The following is a 14,826-nucleotide window of genomic DNA, read 5'->3' as shown; positions in this document are numbered from 1 at the left end:
GTTGGCGCGGGACTTTTTGTCAGGAGAACAATAATGCGCGTAGCGCCACCAAGAACCCACGGACCTGCGGCCCCACGGACCCACGGACTGTTCTTCCTGTTCGCCGCCCTCATCGTCCTGGGCGCGCTGGGAGGCGCCGACCGTAAACTCGGCGCGCAGGCTGGCGCCGACATCAGGGCGGCGTACACCAAGTCCGAACAGATGATTCCCATGCGCGACGGTGTGAAGTTGTTCACCATCGTCTACACGCCGAAGGACACGTCGGCGCCGTATCCGTTCATGCTGCACCGGACGCCGTATGGGTCGCCGCCGTATGGCGCCGACGCGTATCGGGCCACGCTTGGGCCGTCGGCAGACTTCGTGACCGAGAAGTTCATCTTTGTGTATCAGGACGTCCGCGGGAAGTTCCGGTCTGAAGGCGACTTTGTGGTGATGCGGCCGCTGGTGCCGACGCCGAAGGGGCCTCGCGCCACGGACGAAAGCACCGACACGTACGACACGATCGACTGGCTCGTAAAGAACGTGCCCAACAACAATGGCCGCGTGGGCCAGTGGGGCATCTCGTATCCCGGCTCACAGACGGTGTGGGGCATGATCGACGCGCACCCGGCCCTCAAGGCGTCGTCTCCCCAGGCGCCGGCCATCGACATGTTCCTTGGGGACGACTTCCATCACAACGGCGCGTTCAGGCTGATGTACACGTTCAGTTGGCTCGCCGGCAACGCACGCCCTCGCGCCGGCGCTACCGAAACGCGCGGCGGCGGCTTTGACTACGGCACACCCGATGGGTACCGCTTCTTCCTCGATGCGGGCCCGGTGGCCAACATCAACGAGAAGTTCTTTAACTACAGCGTGCCGACGTGGAACGAGTACATGGACCACCCGAACTACGACGCGTACTGGGAGCGGCAGAATCCGCTCAAGTACGCGACCAACGTGAAACACGCGGTGCTGAACGTGGCCGGATGGTTCGACGCAGAAGATTTCTACGGCCCTCTTGAAACGTACCGTCAGGTGGAGCGCGCGACACCCGCCAACAAGAACCGCATTGTCATCGGACCGTGGCTGCACGGCGGATGGGCCTCGATGCCTGGCGATGCGCTGGGCGACATCCGGTTTGGCTCGCAGACCGGCGACTACTATCGCCGCGAGGTCGAGTTTCCGTTTTTCACGCATCACCTGAAAGACAAAGGCGCGGCGCCAACAGCCGAGGCCACCATGTTTGAAACGGGCGGCAACACCTGGCGCACCTTTGACGCGTGGCCACCCACCACAACCGAGTCGCGCACGCTGTATTTCCAAGCCGATGGCGGGCTGTCGTTCTCGCCGCCGACAGCCGCGACGGCGGCCTCAGGTGGAGGCTTCGACGAATACGTCTCGGACCCATCGAAACCCGTGCCGTGGAGCACCGAAGCGCGCACCACACAGGGCCACTTGTGGATGGTTGAGGACCAGCGCTTCGCGGCCACGCGGCCAGACGTGCTGGTCTATCGCACCGAGCCACTCACCGAGGACGTGGTCATCGCCGGACCGATCTTTGCGTCCATCATCGCGTCCACAACAGGGACCGACGCCGACTGGGTGGTGAAATTGATTGACGTGTATCCGGGCACCGCGCCTGACAACACACCCAACCCGCGCGGTATCAGGATGGGCGACTTCCAGATGCTGCTGGCCGGCGAAGTCTTCCGCGGCCGCTACCGGAACTCCTTCTCCACACCCGAGGCGCTGGTCCCCAACCAACCCGTGAAGTACGAATTCGACCTGCGCGACCGCTTCCACAGATTCCTCAAAGGCCACCGCATCATGGTGCAGGTGCAAAGCACCTGGTTCCCGGTGATCGACCGGAATCCGCAGACGTTTGTGGATATCTACAAGGCCAAGCCCACCGACTTCCAGAAAGCCACGCACCGCGTTTACCGGACCGCGGCACAGGCTTCGGGGGTGAGGGTGGGCGTGCTCAAGTAGTCCTGCGTCCAGAGTCCAGAGTCCAGGGTTCTCGGTGGCGCTTCGCGCATCCTGATTCTTAACTAAGCCCCTGCGCCGAACGGCGCAGGCACAACGAACTCTGGACTCTGGACCCTGGACCCTGGACTATCCCAACTTGGTGGGCTTCTGCTTGTAGAATCCGCTCGCCCCTTGATAGGCAGCAGCCAAGGCGAGTAGTGGCTCTTCTCCGAACGGCCGCGCGAAGAATGTCACGTTCGTCGGCTGGCCATTCTCCGCGAATCCGTTGGGGATGTTGATCGCGGGGTAACACGCGAGGTTCGCCATGGTTGAGTGGCGGGCGGCAGGATTTTGCGGGCCAGCTGCGCCGCCCCCACCACCTGCACCGCGCCCACCACGACCTGCCGCCGCGGGATCCCCACCACGACCGCCGGCCCTTCCGCCCGCCGCAGCCGCCGCAGCTGCGGGATCCACCGGGTCTCCAGCGCCGCGACCGCGGCCAGCCGGCGTGGGTGTGCCTCCGGTGTTGTTGGACGCCACCACATACACGTCGAGTCCGCGCGTGGCCTGCTCAAGTTCCATCATCATCATCATGCGGATGCGCTGCTGCTGAAGGAACTCCACGGCCGGAGTCAGCCACGCGTTGGCGCGGCCGCCGCCGCGCGAGCCGGTCATCTTGCCGGTGCGAGTCATGCGGTCGAAGTACGCGGCCGACTCCACACCGATGGTTGACCCCTGTGTGTTGGCCATGGGAATGGTCATGGGTACAAACGTCGTGACTCCGAGCGTGCGCAGCGTATCGAGCACTTTTTCCGCATTCTGTTTCGCTGCGGCGTTGGTCAACGTATCGAACGACTCCTTGATGTAGCCCACACGCAGCTTCTTGATATCCAGTCGCGCGTCCCAGTTGAACGGCGCATCCGACACGCTCATGTCGCGACCATCCGGCTTCGCGATCGCCTGCATGACAATGGCGCAGTCTTCGGCGTGGCGGCAGATCGGCCCCAGCCGATCCATCGTCCACGACAACGCCATGACGCCATGTCGACTGATGCGCCCAAACGTCGGTCGCAACCCCGCAAGGCCGCACCGCGCCGAAGGGCTCAGAATGGACCCGCTGGTCTCGGAGCCAATCGCAAACGCGACACACCCGGCTGCGGTGGCCGACGATGGGCCGGCTGAGGATCCGCTGGAGCCGACTGCCGGATCCCAAGGACTCTTTGTTTGTCCGCCAAACCAGTTGTCGCCCGACGCCAGTTCGCCGGTGGTGAGTTTGGCGATCAGCACGGCCCCCGCATCGCGCAACATCTCCACCACGCTCGCGTCGTAGTCAAGCACCTGGTCTTTGAGCGGCGCCGTGCCCCACGTGGTCTTGTAACCCTTCACGGAGATGATGTCTTTCGCGCCCCAGGGAATGCCGTGGAGCGGGCCCTTGTACTTGCCCGCAGCAATTTCGGTGTCGGCCTGCTTCGCTTGCGCCCGCGCCACATCGTCAAGGAACGTCACGACGTTGTTGAGCGTGCCGTTGTAGCGGTGCAGACGGCCGAGATACATCTCGGTCAATTCAAGTGAGGTGACCTTCTTCGTGCGCACGAGTTCGGCGAGGTGCCGGAGCGGCCAGAAGGCCACGTCCTCAAGGTTGGCCGGCCGCCGCAGCGGCGGTGGCGCGCTGAGACGGAAGGGCCGCGCCACCTTATCCACCTCAATGCCGGGCACAAGGGAGCTGAAGTGATACGGCGGCGAGACATCGTTGGGAATGTCGATCTGGCGATTCGCCTCGTATCGCGTCAGGCTCGTGTTTGCGCCGTTGACCATGGCCTGGCGTTCGGCCTCGGTGCTTTCGATGCCGGCCAGCTTCAGCGCGCCGGTCACCATCTCAAGGGTGATTCGGGATGCGCCCTGCTCCTGCATCTTCGCCCAGATGATGCCTGGGGCCAGAGTGGCGCCGAGTCCAGCACCGGCAAAGTGCGTGATGAAACGACGACGGGTCTCGCTTGTTACGGACACAGTGCCTCCCTACTTTCCGATTCGGTTCCGCCAGTTGAGCACAATGACGATGGGAGCCGAGGAGCCATCGGCCTGGCCCTCGGACTCTCGTCGCGACACCAGGAACCGCTCGCCGTCGCTGGTCACGTCGTAGGACGTGAAGTAACTGCCGTGCGACACGTTCGGTACTCCGCGATACTCAAACAATGTTTTCGGCACGCCGGGGACGACCGTGTCGCCCGTGACGCCAATGTCAACGGCAAACAGCTGCCCGGCCCCCCAATAGAACAACTCCAGGCTGTCGCCGCGCCACCGCGGCGCCTGCCCGCCGCCGGTGGACACCTTCCACTTTCCAGGCGCCGCAGTCGCCGGCTGGATGTAGATTTCCTGCGCGCCGGTCTCGTCCGACTGGTACGCCAGCCATCGGCCATCGGGCGAGACCTGTCCGCTCAGTTCAACAAGGGCGGTTTGCACTCGCGGCGCCGCCGTATGCTCGCCGCCGAGCGACACCGTCCACATGTCCCGGTTTGTGGCGGCCTCCGACAAGCCGAACAAGAGGGTTTGACCATCGGGCCAGAAGGAGAGCGGCACCACGAAGCGGCTCGTTGTGGCCTCGAACAGCCGTACGTCGTCGCCCCCATTGGCCGCCTTGACGTACACGCCGGGCTTCCCTTGCCGCACGGACTGAAACGCGACGCGGTCGCCCTTGGGCGACCAGACCGGCGACGAGTTCTCCTGTGTCGGATCCAATGTGAATCTCGTGGTCGAGTCCCGCGCCACGTCGGTCACCCAAATGTCCCCGCCGTCACCTTCGTGCCGATGTGCGGCCACGTGCAGTCCGTTCGGCGAGAGGCTCAGTCCGCGATAGGGTGCGAGTGGGCCGATCGTGCCCAGCACCTTGCCCTGCCGGTTCATCCATGTCATACGCAGACCGGTGCTGACCGCCTGTCCAATGCCGTAGGCCAGCACACCGTTCGCCGAAATGGAGAATGTGACGACGCCCGGAACCGCCGCCGTTTCCACATTCTCCGCAACGGTCACGGGATCGCCGCTGAGCGCAAGTGTGCGCGGATCAAAGGCCTGGGAAAGCAAGATACCCTGTCGAACAAACAGCAGCCGACCGCTTGTTTCGTCAAAGACCGCGCCGCTCTCTGATGAAGTCAGCCACGTTGTCTCGGCCGAATCGATGGACCCCACGATCAGCCCGTCCTTCTTTCCGCCCGCCGCGTGAAAGATAAAGCGGCGGCCGTCAGGAAGGAACGATGGAAACTCTCTGCCGGTTTCGTCCTCAAGGGCTCCCATCACGACCGCCTCGGTCCCTCCGGCTGAGGACGTGCGGTAGAGGGGCGCGGGACCGTTGTTGAACACGACCACGCCGTCACGGCTCCAGGTGCCTCCCCGACTCAAGATTCCAGGATTGAGCGAACACAGCGTCTGAGGCGGCCCGCCAGTGGCCGATACCTTGAGCAGTTTCCCGGTGATCGAATACCCGATGAAAGCGCTGTCGGGCGACCAGAACGGAAACGCAGCGCCCTCGGTCCCCTGCAGTGCCTGCGCCACCAAGGAGTCAATGGGGCGCACGTACAACATCCGTTTGCCCACGGGGTCCTGTGCGGTGAATGCCAGAGTCTTACCATCCGGCGAAATGACCGGCGCAGTCGCTCCAACGTAGTTCCCGACCGTGAAGATGGTTCCATCAGGCGGTACGACGACAAATTTGCCGTCGGTCGGTGCTGTCGCACCCGCGCGATACCACGCCACACCCATCACCATCGTCGTGATCGCGAATAAGGCGGTGGCCGCGTACCAGGCTGTGCTGGCGCTTCGCGCAGGCCCAGCCGATTGCGGCGCAAGGACCGTCGTTGGCATGGTGCCATCGAGCATGTAGCGCACCACAGAGAGATCGGGAATGCGCGCCTTGCGATCCTTGTCGAGGCATCGAGTGATGATGGTGCGGATGTGTGGCGGTACGGTGGCCGGCAGCGCGCTCCAGTCGGGTTCCGTCTTGACCACCGAGGAAATAATCTCGGTGGCGTCTTCTCCATCAAATGCCTTCTTGCCCGCCAGCATTTCGTAGAGCACGCACCCAAACGCCCACACGTCCGTGCGTTTATCCACGGCTCTGCCACGCGCCTGCTCGGGACTCATGTAGGCGGCGGTCCCGATGATCATGCCCATCTGGGTGGCGCGGGCGGTCAGGGTGGGCGAGTTGGATGGGTCCTGGGTCCCAGGTCCAGAGTCCAGGGTTCGGGCCAGACCAAAGTCGAGCACCTTCACCGTGCCATCGTGGCGCACTTTGATGTTGGCCGGCTTCAAATCACGATGAACGATGCCGGCGTCGTGGGCAGCCTCCAGGGCGTCGATGATCTGGCGGGCGATGGCGAGCGCCTGGCTCAGCGGAAGAGCACCCTGCGAGATGTGGTGCGACAGATCATCGCCCTCCACCAGTTCCATGACCAGGGCCTGCGACTCAAGTCCGTAGATCTGCGCGATGTTTGGATGGTTCAGCGCGGCCAGCGTCTGGGCCTCGCGCGTAAACCGGGTCACCCGTTCGACATCGGGGGCAAACAGATCCGGCAGCACCTTGATGGCCACGTCGCGGTTCAGCCGTGTATCGCGCGCGCGATACACCTCACCCATGCCTCCGACCCCCAGGGGCGCCACGATTTCGTAGGGGCCAAGGCGTGAGCCCGCGGTCAAAGACATCAGCGTGTGCCGGGATTCTAACCTGTTCTGCCGGCACAACGGATTCTTCCCGCGCCAGCACCGCGCTCCTGGCTTGCGAGATCGGTCTAGTGCCGCCCGAGGACGCGGACGGTCGCCCGCTGGCCGCGGCCGATCGAGGCCGTGTCGTACCAGAAGTCGATCGACCGGATCACCCGATCGGCGCCGTCAATGTCGATCACGCGTGATTCGCCACCGGCGCGAATGGTGTTGCGCAGTTCGACGTTTTGGTCTGCGCCGTTGGCAAAGTGAATCACCACGCGATGAAAGTCCACGGCCCGGCGCTGCACTGTGAACTTGACCGCCGTGAACGTGCCCCGTGACCCGGTCACCACCACCGTGTCGTGGTCCACGCGGTCGGTCACGTTTCGCTGGCCCAGGGATACCCAATTGCCCCGGCCAGGCTGCGCCGCCACCGCGCACGCTGAACTCGCCATCACCGCCACCACCGCCAACACCGCAAGAATCAATCCTCGTCGCAACATAAGTAAGTCTCCCTGATGTCTTCGACCGGTCCGCCCCCGGCCAGGTTAAAACCGCTTCAACGCGACAACCAATATGTGGCTTTGACCGCAAGCGACCGTCCGCGCGTCCGCAAATTCCTGGGTCCCGCCACGTCAGTCTCAAATCCCTGGTTATAGACGATGTAGAAGTCGCTGCCGGGGCGGTAGATATACCAGAACAGCACGTTCAGGCTGGCTGTACGCGTGGCGTCGTTGACCTGCACAAACGTCTTCACAAAGAGATCGGGCGAGAACGAATAGCTGACGCGCGTGCTCAACACATTCGTGACAAACGGGCCAGTCTCGGGCAACACGATGCGGTTGCGTGTGTAGACGTTCTCCAGCAGCAGCGTGTCCCTGGGCACCATACTGAGCTCAGCGCGCCATGTCTGCTTGTCGCCGCTGTAATACCCGCCCGTATCGGCGCTGACCGAACCGTACACGCGCCGGGCCTGGTTCGAGCCGTAGGACGCTCTCCAGGTCCGCCAGGTATATCCCGCGCTGGGAATTTGTCCCCCGGCTGTGGACCAGTCAAACGGCAGGAAGTCGTACTGTGTCTCAAAGCCCACGCGCACAGTGCTGCTGTCCTGGGCGGTCAGGATGGCGTCGTATCCGCTGGCCTGCGATTCCCTGCGCCCCGCATGATTCTCCACATACGAGGAGTTCACGTTGAAGCGCAGTTGACGCACGCCGGGCCAATCCGGGCGAGGCGTCCATGCGGCCTGCGCACCGATCGTGCGAATGTCGGTGCGTGGGATGAACCCCATCTCCGCGTTGAAGCGCTCGCCAACGTCGAGGTAGGTCAACCCGCCATCGAACACATCGTGCGTCCAGCGAATGCGGGCCGCGCCGGCCCAGTCGTTGCCTCGTACATCGGGCGTGAAGGTCTTGGCGCCGGCCACGATGACGTCGAGCCTGGCGCCGATGGTGAATACGCCGTCGAGCCCCACGGCCTGGTTGCCCGGGCGCCCACCACCCGAACGATTCAACACGATGCCACCGATCGACGACTTGGCGAACACATCGCGCTTCACGCGCAGCACTGAGTAGTTGGCGCGGGGCACACCTGCGGAGGCATCAGTCTCCACGTTCATCGCCCCGATCGTGGTGTGGCCGGTCCGGCCGGTGATGCGCCCCCCGGCCAGGATCGGTACCTCGCGCCCGTCCTGCAGGCCCACACGGCGGCTGTAAAACAGCGTCAGCAGGCCCGGGCCCGCGTTGGCGCCTGCGTTCTGGCTGTAGTCGAAGGTGCCCGCGCCCTCAGTGAAAAACTGGCGCTTCTCGGGAAAGAACAGACTGAAGCGCGACAGGTTGACCACTTCCTGATCGGCCTCCACATGCGCGAAATCCGTCTTGTAGGTGAGGTCGGCGTTGAAGCTCTGCGACAAACCGATTTTGAAATCGAACCCCACGTCGGTCGTCGTGCGTGTCGGCGTGCCCGCGTCGTAGTCGCGGACCATGTGGGGAGAAACAAACGGCACGAACTCCACGCGACGCCTGGGTGTGACATCGCGCAGTCCCTTCAGGACTCCGGCGCCGGACATGCGGGCAAACCCCATCGCCTGCCACTCACGCGGGAACGGCACCCAATAGGTTTCTTCGTTCTTCCGCATGATGATGCGGCAGAGGTTCAGTCCCCACACGGTGTCGCCGGGACCGCCGTTGAACCGTAACTGGCTGAGCGGAATCGCGATCTCCACATACCAGCCGCGGTCGTCAATGGTGGTCCTGTTCTCCCACACCGCGTTCCAGTCGTAATTAATCGTGCGGCCCTCCTCCACCGAGTGAGCGTCCTTGAGCGCGCCCAGAGGATTGGTCGAGAAGTAAAACGCGTTGCGATGGTCGTGAAAGGTGTCGAGCGTAATCTTGATTTGATCGCCCTTGCGCAGACCGGCGTCCCGCTTCATTTCGCTGGCGATGATGCCCTTGGGATCGGAGTCAAACGCCCAGATGCCGAAGTACAACGTCTTGTCGTCGTAGAGGATCCGGAACTCCGTGCGCTCAGTGGATTCGAACCCGAATGCCGGCTCACGCTGGATGAACCGGCCCTGCACCGGCGCAAGCTGCCACTCGGCGTCGTCCAGCTTCCCATCTACCCGCGGCGCGCGGCCGGCCGGAAGCCTCGCGGCCATGGCCTCGAATACTTCGGGGTCGATCTTCGTGATGTCGGCAATGATCGGACGGGCCGGCGTTGTGACCGGAGCCTGCGGGGCGGTTGCGGGAGCCTGCGCGAGGGCATGCGGCGCGAACACAAGGGCGGCCACCAGGACAAGCGGCCAGAGAGTTACCAGGGAGCGGCGACGGGTCACGGGTGTTGGCGCGAATAGTATCAGGTCGGCGGCCCCCATCTGGGGTGCGCTCTCGCCCGTGCCCCATCGTCACCACCGCCACCCGCGTCTCTGGAACGTCATCGCCGCGTCGTCTGTCGGCACCATGATCGAGTGGTACGACTTCTATATCTTCGGCAGCCTCGCCGCCATCATCTCTCCGCTCTTTTACCCGCAGGGCAACGACACGTTTGCGCTGATTGCGTACCTCTCGACGTTCGCGGTCGGGTTTGTCGTACGCCCGTTCGGCGCACTGGTCTTCGGCCGCATCGGCGACCGGGTGGGCCGGAAGTACGCGTTCCTTGTGACACTGATCATCATGGGTGGCGCGACGGCGGTCGTGGGCGTACTTCCCACGTACGAAACGATCGGCATGGCCGCGCCCATCGCCCTTCTGGTGATTCGCGTCCTGCAGGGCCTGGCGCTCGGCGGCGAATACGGCGGCGCCGCAGTCTATGTCGCTGAGCATGTGCCCGACGGCAAACGCGGCTTCTACACGAGCTTCATCCAGATCACCGCCACGCTCGGGCTGTTTCTCTCCCTGGTCGTCATCCTCGTTGTGCAAAACGCGCTGGGCCCAGAGGCCTTCCGCGCCTGGGGCTGGCGCATCCCGTTCCTGATTTCCATCTTCCTGGTCGGCATCTCGCTCTACATCCGCCTGCGCATGAAGGAGTCGCCGATCTTCGAACACATCAAGAGCACGGGCATGACGTCGGCGCGGCCACTCAAAGAGGCCTTCACCGAGTGGGTCAACCTCAAACGCGTGCTGATTTCGCTGTTCGGCGCCACGGCAGGCCAGGGCGTGATTTGGTACACGGGCCAGTTCTACGCGCTGTTCTACCTGCAGGCCATCCTGAAAGTGCATGCCACCTCGGCCAATTACATCGTCGCTGCCGCGCTCCTGTTGGGCATGCCGCTGTTCATCGTCATGGGCAGCCTTTCGGGATCGCTTCGGCCGCAAGCGACTGATGATGGCCGGGTGCCTGCTCGCCGCCGTCTCGTACATTCCCATCTACCAGTCGATGCAACAGGCGGCCGGCTCGAACGTGGTCACCGTCATCTCGCAGCGCAACGCCGTGACCGGCGCCGTCAGCCTGACGCCGCAGTCGATGGTCAACGGCGCACTGACGCCGGCACCCGAGGTGCTGACCTACCGCACCCTGGCTGAACTCGCGTCAACGCCGGCCACATGGAAACTCATCGGGCTGGTTTTCATTCAGCTGGTTCTGGTCACGATGGTCTACGGGCCGATCGCGGCGTACCTGGTGGAAGCCTTCCCGGCGCGCATTCGCTACACCGCGCTCGCTGCCGTACCACATCGGCAACGGCGTCTTCGGCGGCCTGCTCCCGCTCATCGGGCTCTCGATCGTCGCGCGCACTGGCAACATCTACGCCGGACTCTACTACCCCATCGGCGTGGCGGCGATTACGTTCGTCGTCGGGTCATTCCTTCTGGAAGGAAACTCACCAGCACAAAATCTGGGACGAAGTGGACTGGGCTCCGCTTTCACCGAATGCTGGCAGCCTGCCTCAACCTGGCTGTGCCCGCGGCAATGGCGGCCACTACTCGCTTCGCCTCCGCGCCGAACATGGTCATGTCCTTCTTCTCGACAGCCTCGCGCAAGGCGGGGTACGGCCAAGGGGCGTAGCCGGTGGTCAGGCCGGGACCGATCAGCTGGTGTTTAAACCACGGCCGTCCCGGAAGTCCCTGCGGATGCAGGAACGCGCGTTCCACCTGGATCAGCGCGTCGCTGATGCGTGCGGCCGCAGCGGCATCTCCAGACGCGGCCACGCGATCCGCAGCGGCGTCGGCGGCCACGCCCGCTTTTTCCAGGTCGGCCAGTGCCGTGACGATCGATGCGAAGTCCGGGGAGGAATGGAGCACCCACAGCGATGCGCGCACGTTTGGTGACGTCGGTCCGAATTTCGTCCAGGTCTTCGCGAAGCGCGCGCGTAGCCCGAGAAGCGCAGCGGCGCTACATCGGCCGACGCGATTCGCATCGTCAGCAACCCCATCAACTGGGCGGCGGCCTTGTGGTAGACAAAGTCCGGATCACCAAACAGCGACATCCAGCGGAAGTTGTCAAAGACCGAATGGTACGCCCGAGCTGCCGCTGAAGCCCATGTCGGTGGCGGGCACACCAAGGAAGTCGAGGAACGCGGTGTGTCGGAGCCTGATCCGGGCCGGCCGAGTTGCTGGTCAAACTCGCGATCGGGTCCGCCGAGGGTGACCGGCGCGCTCTGCGCCCAGGCCGCTTTGGCACGGCCCTCCCAGAGGGCGCCGACGCTGCCGCCCTTGCGCGGGTCCGGCACCAGCCGCGCCACTTCGCGCATGACATCACGAAGTGAGGGCACGCCCGAGGCGCTGAAGTCGGGTCCCGACACGGCCGAGTCGAGATTCAAGTACGCCACCGCCTTCTGCGACAACATCGCGGCGTTGGCTTCCACCCATTCGGTGGATCCCACCAGCCCGTATTCTTCCGCGTCCGGGATCCAAGAATGATCGTGCGCTTCGGCTTCCACCCGGCTCTCAGGCCACGCCGAACGACCGCGCCACCTCGAGCATAGCGGCCGTGCCCGAATTGGGATCAATCGCGCCAGGCGTCCACGCATCGCGATGGTTGCCGACGACCAGGACCTGATCGGTGGTGCCGGGAATGGTGGCCATGACGTTGTAGATGGGCTTCAACCCCTCGTCCATCTCCACCTTCATCTCGACCGCTGCTCCGCCTGGCCCCACGTGATACGAAAACGGCAACCCGCCCTGCCAGCCGTCGGGCACCCGCGGTCCGCCCAGTTGCCGCAGCAGCTTCTCTGCCTCGCGATGCGAAATCGGCAGGGACGGGATCGTCGGCACGTTCTTCATCTGGTCGCGTGTGATGCGCGCAGCGCCGTCGATGGACGGCACGCCGCCGGGAGTGGAGGGGTCGCCGGGCTGAATCGACAGGTATTGCACCGAACCGCGCTGAATCGCCGAGGCCGGACGCATGGGTCCATCCGGATACACATCGCCGCGCATGTGCCGTCGTCGGCCGGATCGGGTAGATGATGACGCCGACAGCCCCGCGCTCCTCGGCTTCCTTCACCTTGAGGCCGCGGAAGGCGCCGCCATATCGCACGAGCGCGATCTTCCCTTCCACCGAGAGCCCCATCGCCTTGAGCCGCTCGTGGTCGCCTGGCGCGCCGTAGTTGACGTAGATCACCTGCCCGCTTGCCACACCCGAGGCGCCGTACCCATGGAATGCGGGGAACTGACCCCGGTAGCTGGCGGCGGTGTCCTGCGGATACGTGTCTTCCATCAGCGACAGCTCCTGCCGCGAGGGCGACGTCATCGTCAACGACACGAGTTTGGGATGGTTGAGAAAGACGTCGTATTTCACCATCTCGACCGCAAGCCCGAACTCGACCATGCGATCGCGGACGTAGTCGGCCACCTTCTTCTCAGTGGGTGTGCCGGCCACGTGCGGCACTTCAGTCAGCGCCTCAAGCCACTTTTTCGCATTTGCAGGTGATGGGGTGTCCAGCACGATGCGCTCGTATGTTGCCAGCGCGTCGGCGGACGATCGTGAAAAACCAACGGGCGCCTTCGCGGTCTCCTGGGCGGAAAGCGAGGCCACGACCAGGCACACCAGGACAATGAGGGGGATACGCTGCATGAGCGCTATTGTCTGCGATCTTGCGCCACGCGCCCCGTCAACTGTTTCCGGCTTCGTTCTCGTACCTCGGTCACCATCCAGGGACCGTGGAGCGGGCAGTCAAGCCGATGGCGGCGTGGTACATCAGCCGCATGAGTTCGGCCAATGTCTGCCGGGACTTTGCGGGTGGACATGGGCGCGATTGTATCGCGGGGGCGGCTATCGCCGGCGCGTAATCGTGATCGACGTGATCACGTCGCCTTCGAGCACACGGTCCACCACATCCATGCCTGCGGTCACACGGGCAAAGACGGTGTACTGGTGGTCGAGCCGGAAGTTATCGATGAGGTTCACGAAGATCTGGCCGTCACCGGTGTCATGACCGCGGGTTGAGATGCCAAGCGTGCCCCGGAGGTGACTGGGCATCCCCACTTCATCGCGCAGGAACTGGCTGGTGGCGCCGTCCATTTCGTCAGCGCCCGGACTGCCGCCCTGAATCACGAAGTTGGCGCGAACCGATGAAAGGTCAGGCCATTAAACTGGCCACGCTCGACGAGCGCCGCAAGCGCCGCGACGGTCACCGGTGCTTCCTCGGTGAGCAGGTCGAAGGTAAACGTGCCCCAATCCGGCCATCGTCACGCGCGCCGTGGCCCCGCGCAGGTCGCGCAGGGTCTGTTCGGATGGGAGCGGATCCCCGACGTACGATTTCGTCGTTGCCACCACAACACTTCCGGTGGCCTTCGAAATGATGTCGGCTGCGAGCGTGGCCACCACCGGGTCGCGGTCGGCCAACAGGCCGCGCAGGGGTTCGACGATCGACGGATCACCGGACTCGCGGAGCCGCTCGAGCAACTGGACGCGCGGGTCGCGCACAGTGGCCCGCCCCGTGCGAGTCAGGCGCTGGAGCGTAGCCAGCATCTGCGGCACGGCAGCCGGCAATTCCGGTGTGCCCTTCAGCAGGCGCGCTGCCGCGTCAAGCCAGCGTGATCGCTTGCGAGCGCTCTGGCACCGCGTCGGCGCCGGTGGTGATGGCCGACGCCATCACGTTCGGCTGCGGGTCTTTTGCCAGCGTCGCCAGAGTGGCAGTGTCTTTCAGCAACTTCGCGGCGCTTGCGGCGTACGTGCGGGCCTGCCAGACCGGGTCTGCCGCGAGCACGGGCAGATAGACGCGCGCTGACTCGGGCGCGAGCCGCGCGAGAGACACCAGCGCACGCGCGCGAATGCGCCACGTCTTGCCGCCTTTGACCAGCGGGTCGATCGCGGCTGCAGGGCACGCGCTCCTGCCCGCAAAATCGATGGCCGCGAGCACCACAAGCTCACTCGAATCGCCGAGCGCGCGCAGAGCGTGGTCGCACGTGCCGGCCAGGCGCATCGCCTCGTACCGCACCATCGGGGACGGGTCGTCCACCCACTGCCCGGAGCCGAGCACGGCCAGCCGACGCACCTGAGGATTGGGATCGGCGAGTGCCAGCGCAAACGTCGCGGATCCTTGTCGCCGGCAACGTTCAACGTGAGCATCACCGGCTCCCGCAGGTGCGCGTGGGTGTTGTCGCGTATGGCCTGTCGCAGGGCGACAACCGTCTCGGGCGCGGGGCTTGAGCGACTGTGCGTTCACCCGGAAATGACTCCAGGCCCCCCGCGCAGCGCCCACACGCGCCGGTGCGCTCGCATCAGTCAATCCACCCACGAGCAGGCGTTCACTTT

Annotated in this window: 10 protein-coding genes and 2 pseudogenes; 3 read left to right on the top strand and 9 right to left on the bottom strand. The window is 64.5% G+C overall.

Features of this window, described 5'->3' with window-relative positions; all coding sequences use genetic code 11:
- Window positions 1-33: 33 nt before the first annotated feature.
- A complete protein-coding gene (locus IPL75_00060; GenBank protein MBK9238666.1) occupies window positions 34-1,968 on the top strand; it encodes a CocE/NonD family hydrolase in 1,935 nt (644 codons plus the stop codon).
- 126 nt (window positions 1,969-2,094) lie between these two features.
- Here IPL75_00060 and IPL75_00055 read toward each other — a convergent pair whose 3' ends face one another.
- The 4 genes from IPL75_00055 to IPL75_00040 all read right to left on the bottom strand — a co-directional run bounded on the left by IPL75_00055 (window position 2,095) and on the right by IPL75_00040 (window position 9,469).
- On the bottom strand, window positions 2,095-3,954 hold the full coding sequence (locus IPL75_00055) for an amidase (GenBank protein MBK9238665.1): 1,860 nt from the start codon (window positions 3,952-3,954) through the stop codon (window positions 2,095-2,097).
- Between the two features lie 9 nt (window positions 3,955-3,963).
- Window positions 3,964-6,639, bottom strand: a complete 2,676-nt coding sequence (locus tag IPL75_00050; GenBank protein MBK9238664.1) for a serine/threonine-protein kinase — start codon at window positions 6,637-6,639, stop codon at window positions 3,964-3,966.
- 86 nt (window positions 6,640-6,725) lie between these two features.
- Window positions 6,726-7,142: a DUF2541 family protein gene (locus IPL75_00045; protein MBK9238663.1), complete on the bottom strand. Its 417-nt coding sequence runs from the start codon at window positions 7,140-7,142 to the stop codon at window positions 6,726-6,728.
- Between the two features lie 56 nt (window positions 7,143-7,198).
- Window positions 7,199-9,469, bottom strand: coding sequence for a carbohydrate binding family 9 domain-containing protein (locus tag IPL75_00040; protein ID MBK9238662.1), 2,271 nt, complete (start codon window positions 9,467-9,469; stop codon window positions 7,199-7,201).
- A 124-nt stretch (window positions 9,470-9,593) separates the two neighbouring features.
- On the opposite strand from IPL75_00040, the pseudogene IPL75_00035 reads away from it, so the two are divergent.
- Window positions 9,594-10,930: pseudogene (locus IPL75_00035) on the top strand (MHS family MFS transporter).
- A 64-nt stretch (window positions 10,931-10,994) separates the two neighbouring features.
- On the opposite strand, the gene IPL75_00030 reads toward IPL75_00035, so the two are convergent.
- Entirely contained in the window at window positions 10,995-11,390 is a 396-nt protein-coding gene (locus IPL75_00030) for a hypothetical protein (protein ID MBK9238661.1), read from the bottom strand.
- Between the two features lie 429 nt (window positions 11,391-11,819).
- On the opposite strand from IPL75_00030, the gene IPL75_00025 reads away from it, so the two are divergent.
- Window positions 11,820-11,990 (top strand): hypothetical protein, encoded by a 171-nt coding sequence (locus IPL75_00025; protein MBK9238660.1) that lies wholly within the window; start codon window positions 11,820-11,822, stop codon window positions 11,988-11,990.
- Window positions 11,991-12,075: 85 nt separating this feature from the next.
- Here IPL75_00025 and IPL75_00020 read toward each other — a convergent pair whose 3' ends face one another.
- The 4 genes and pseudogenes from IPL75_00020 to IPL75_00005 form a co-directional block, all read right to left on the bottom strand.
- Window positions 12,076-13,143 (bottom strand): hypothetical protein, encoded by a 1,068-nt coding sequence (locus tag IPL75_00020; protein ID MBK9238659.1) that lies wholly within the window; start codon window positions 13,141-13,143, stop codon window positions 12,076-12,078.
- Window positions 13,144-13,341: 198 nt separating this feature from the next.
- The gene (locus IPL75_00015; GenBank protein ID MBK9238658.1) at window positions 13,342-13,623 is read right to left on the bottom strand and encodes a peptidylprolyl isomerase; all 282 of its coding nucleotides are present in this window, start codon (window positions 13,621-13,623) and stop codon (window positions 13,342-13,344) included.
- Window positions 13,620-13,742, bottom strand: a pseudogene (locus IPL75_00010) (peptidylprolyl isomerase). The gene IPL75_00015 and the pseudogene IPL75_00010 overlap by 4 nt, the downstream one beginning before the upstream one ends.
- Before the next feature lie 353 nt (window positions 13,743-14,095).
- Window positions 14,096-14,566 carry a hypothetical protein gene (locus tag IPL75_00005; GenBank protein MBK9238657.1) on the bottom strand — a complete coding sequence of 157 codons (471 nt, stop codon included), beginning with the start codon at window positions 14,564-14,566 and terminating at the stop codon, window positions 14,096-14,098.
- Window positions 14,567-14,826: the final 260 nt, after the last annotated feature.

The organism is Acidobacteriota bacterium (assembly GCA_016716905.1).
Lineage (GTDB): Bacteria > Acidobacteriota > Vicinamibacteria > Vicinamibacterales > SCN-69-37 > SYFT01.
Note: the sequence above shows the minus strand (reverse complement) of the source record. Positions and strands in the feature narration are given on the sequence as shown.

Bases quoted from the DNA above. Each gene is read 5' to 3' on its own strand.
- IPL75_00025 (MBK9238660.1), top strand. From the start codon at position 11,820: ATGACATCACGAAGTGAGGGCACGCCCGAGGCGCTGAAGTCGGGTCCC.
- IPL75_00050 (MBK9238664.1), bottom strand. From the start codon at position 6,639: ATGTCTTTGACCGCGGGCTCACGCCTTGGCCCCTACGAAATCGTGGCG.
- IPL75_00020 (MBK9238659.1), bottom strand. From the start codon at position 13,143: ATGCAGCGTATCCCCCTCATTGTCCTGGTGTGCCTGGTCGTGGCCTCG.
- IPL75_00060 (MBK9238666.1), top strand. From the start codon at position 34: ATGCGCGTAGCGCCACCAAGAACCCACGGACCTGCGGCCCCACGGACC.
- IPL75_00045 (MBK9238663.1), bottom strand. From the start codon at position 7,142: ATGTTGCGACGAGGATTGATTCTTGCGGTGTTGGCGGTGGTGGCGGTG.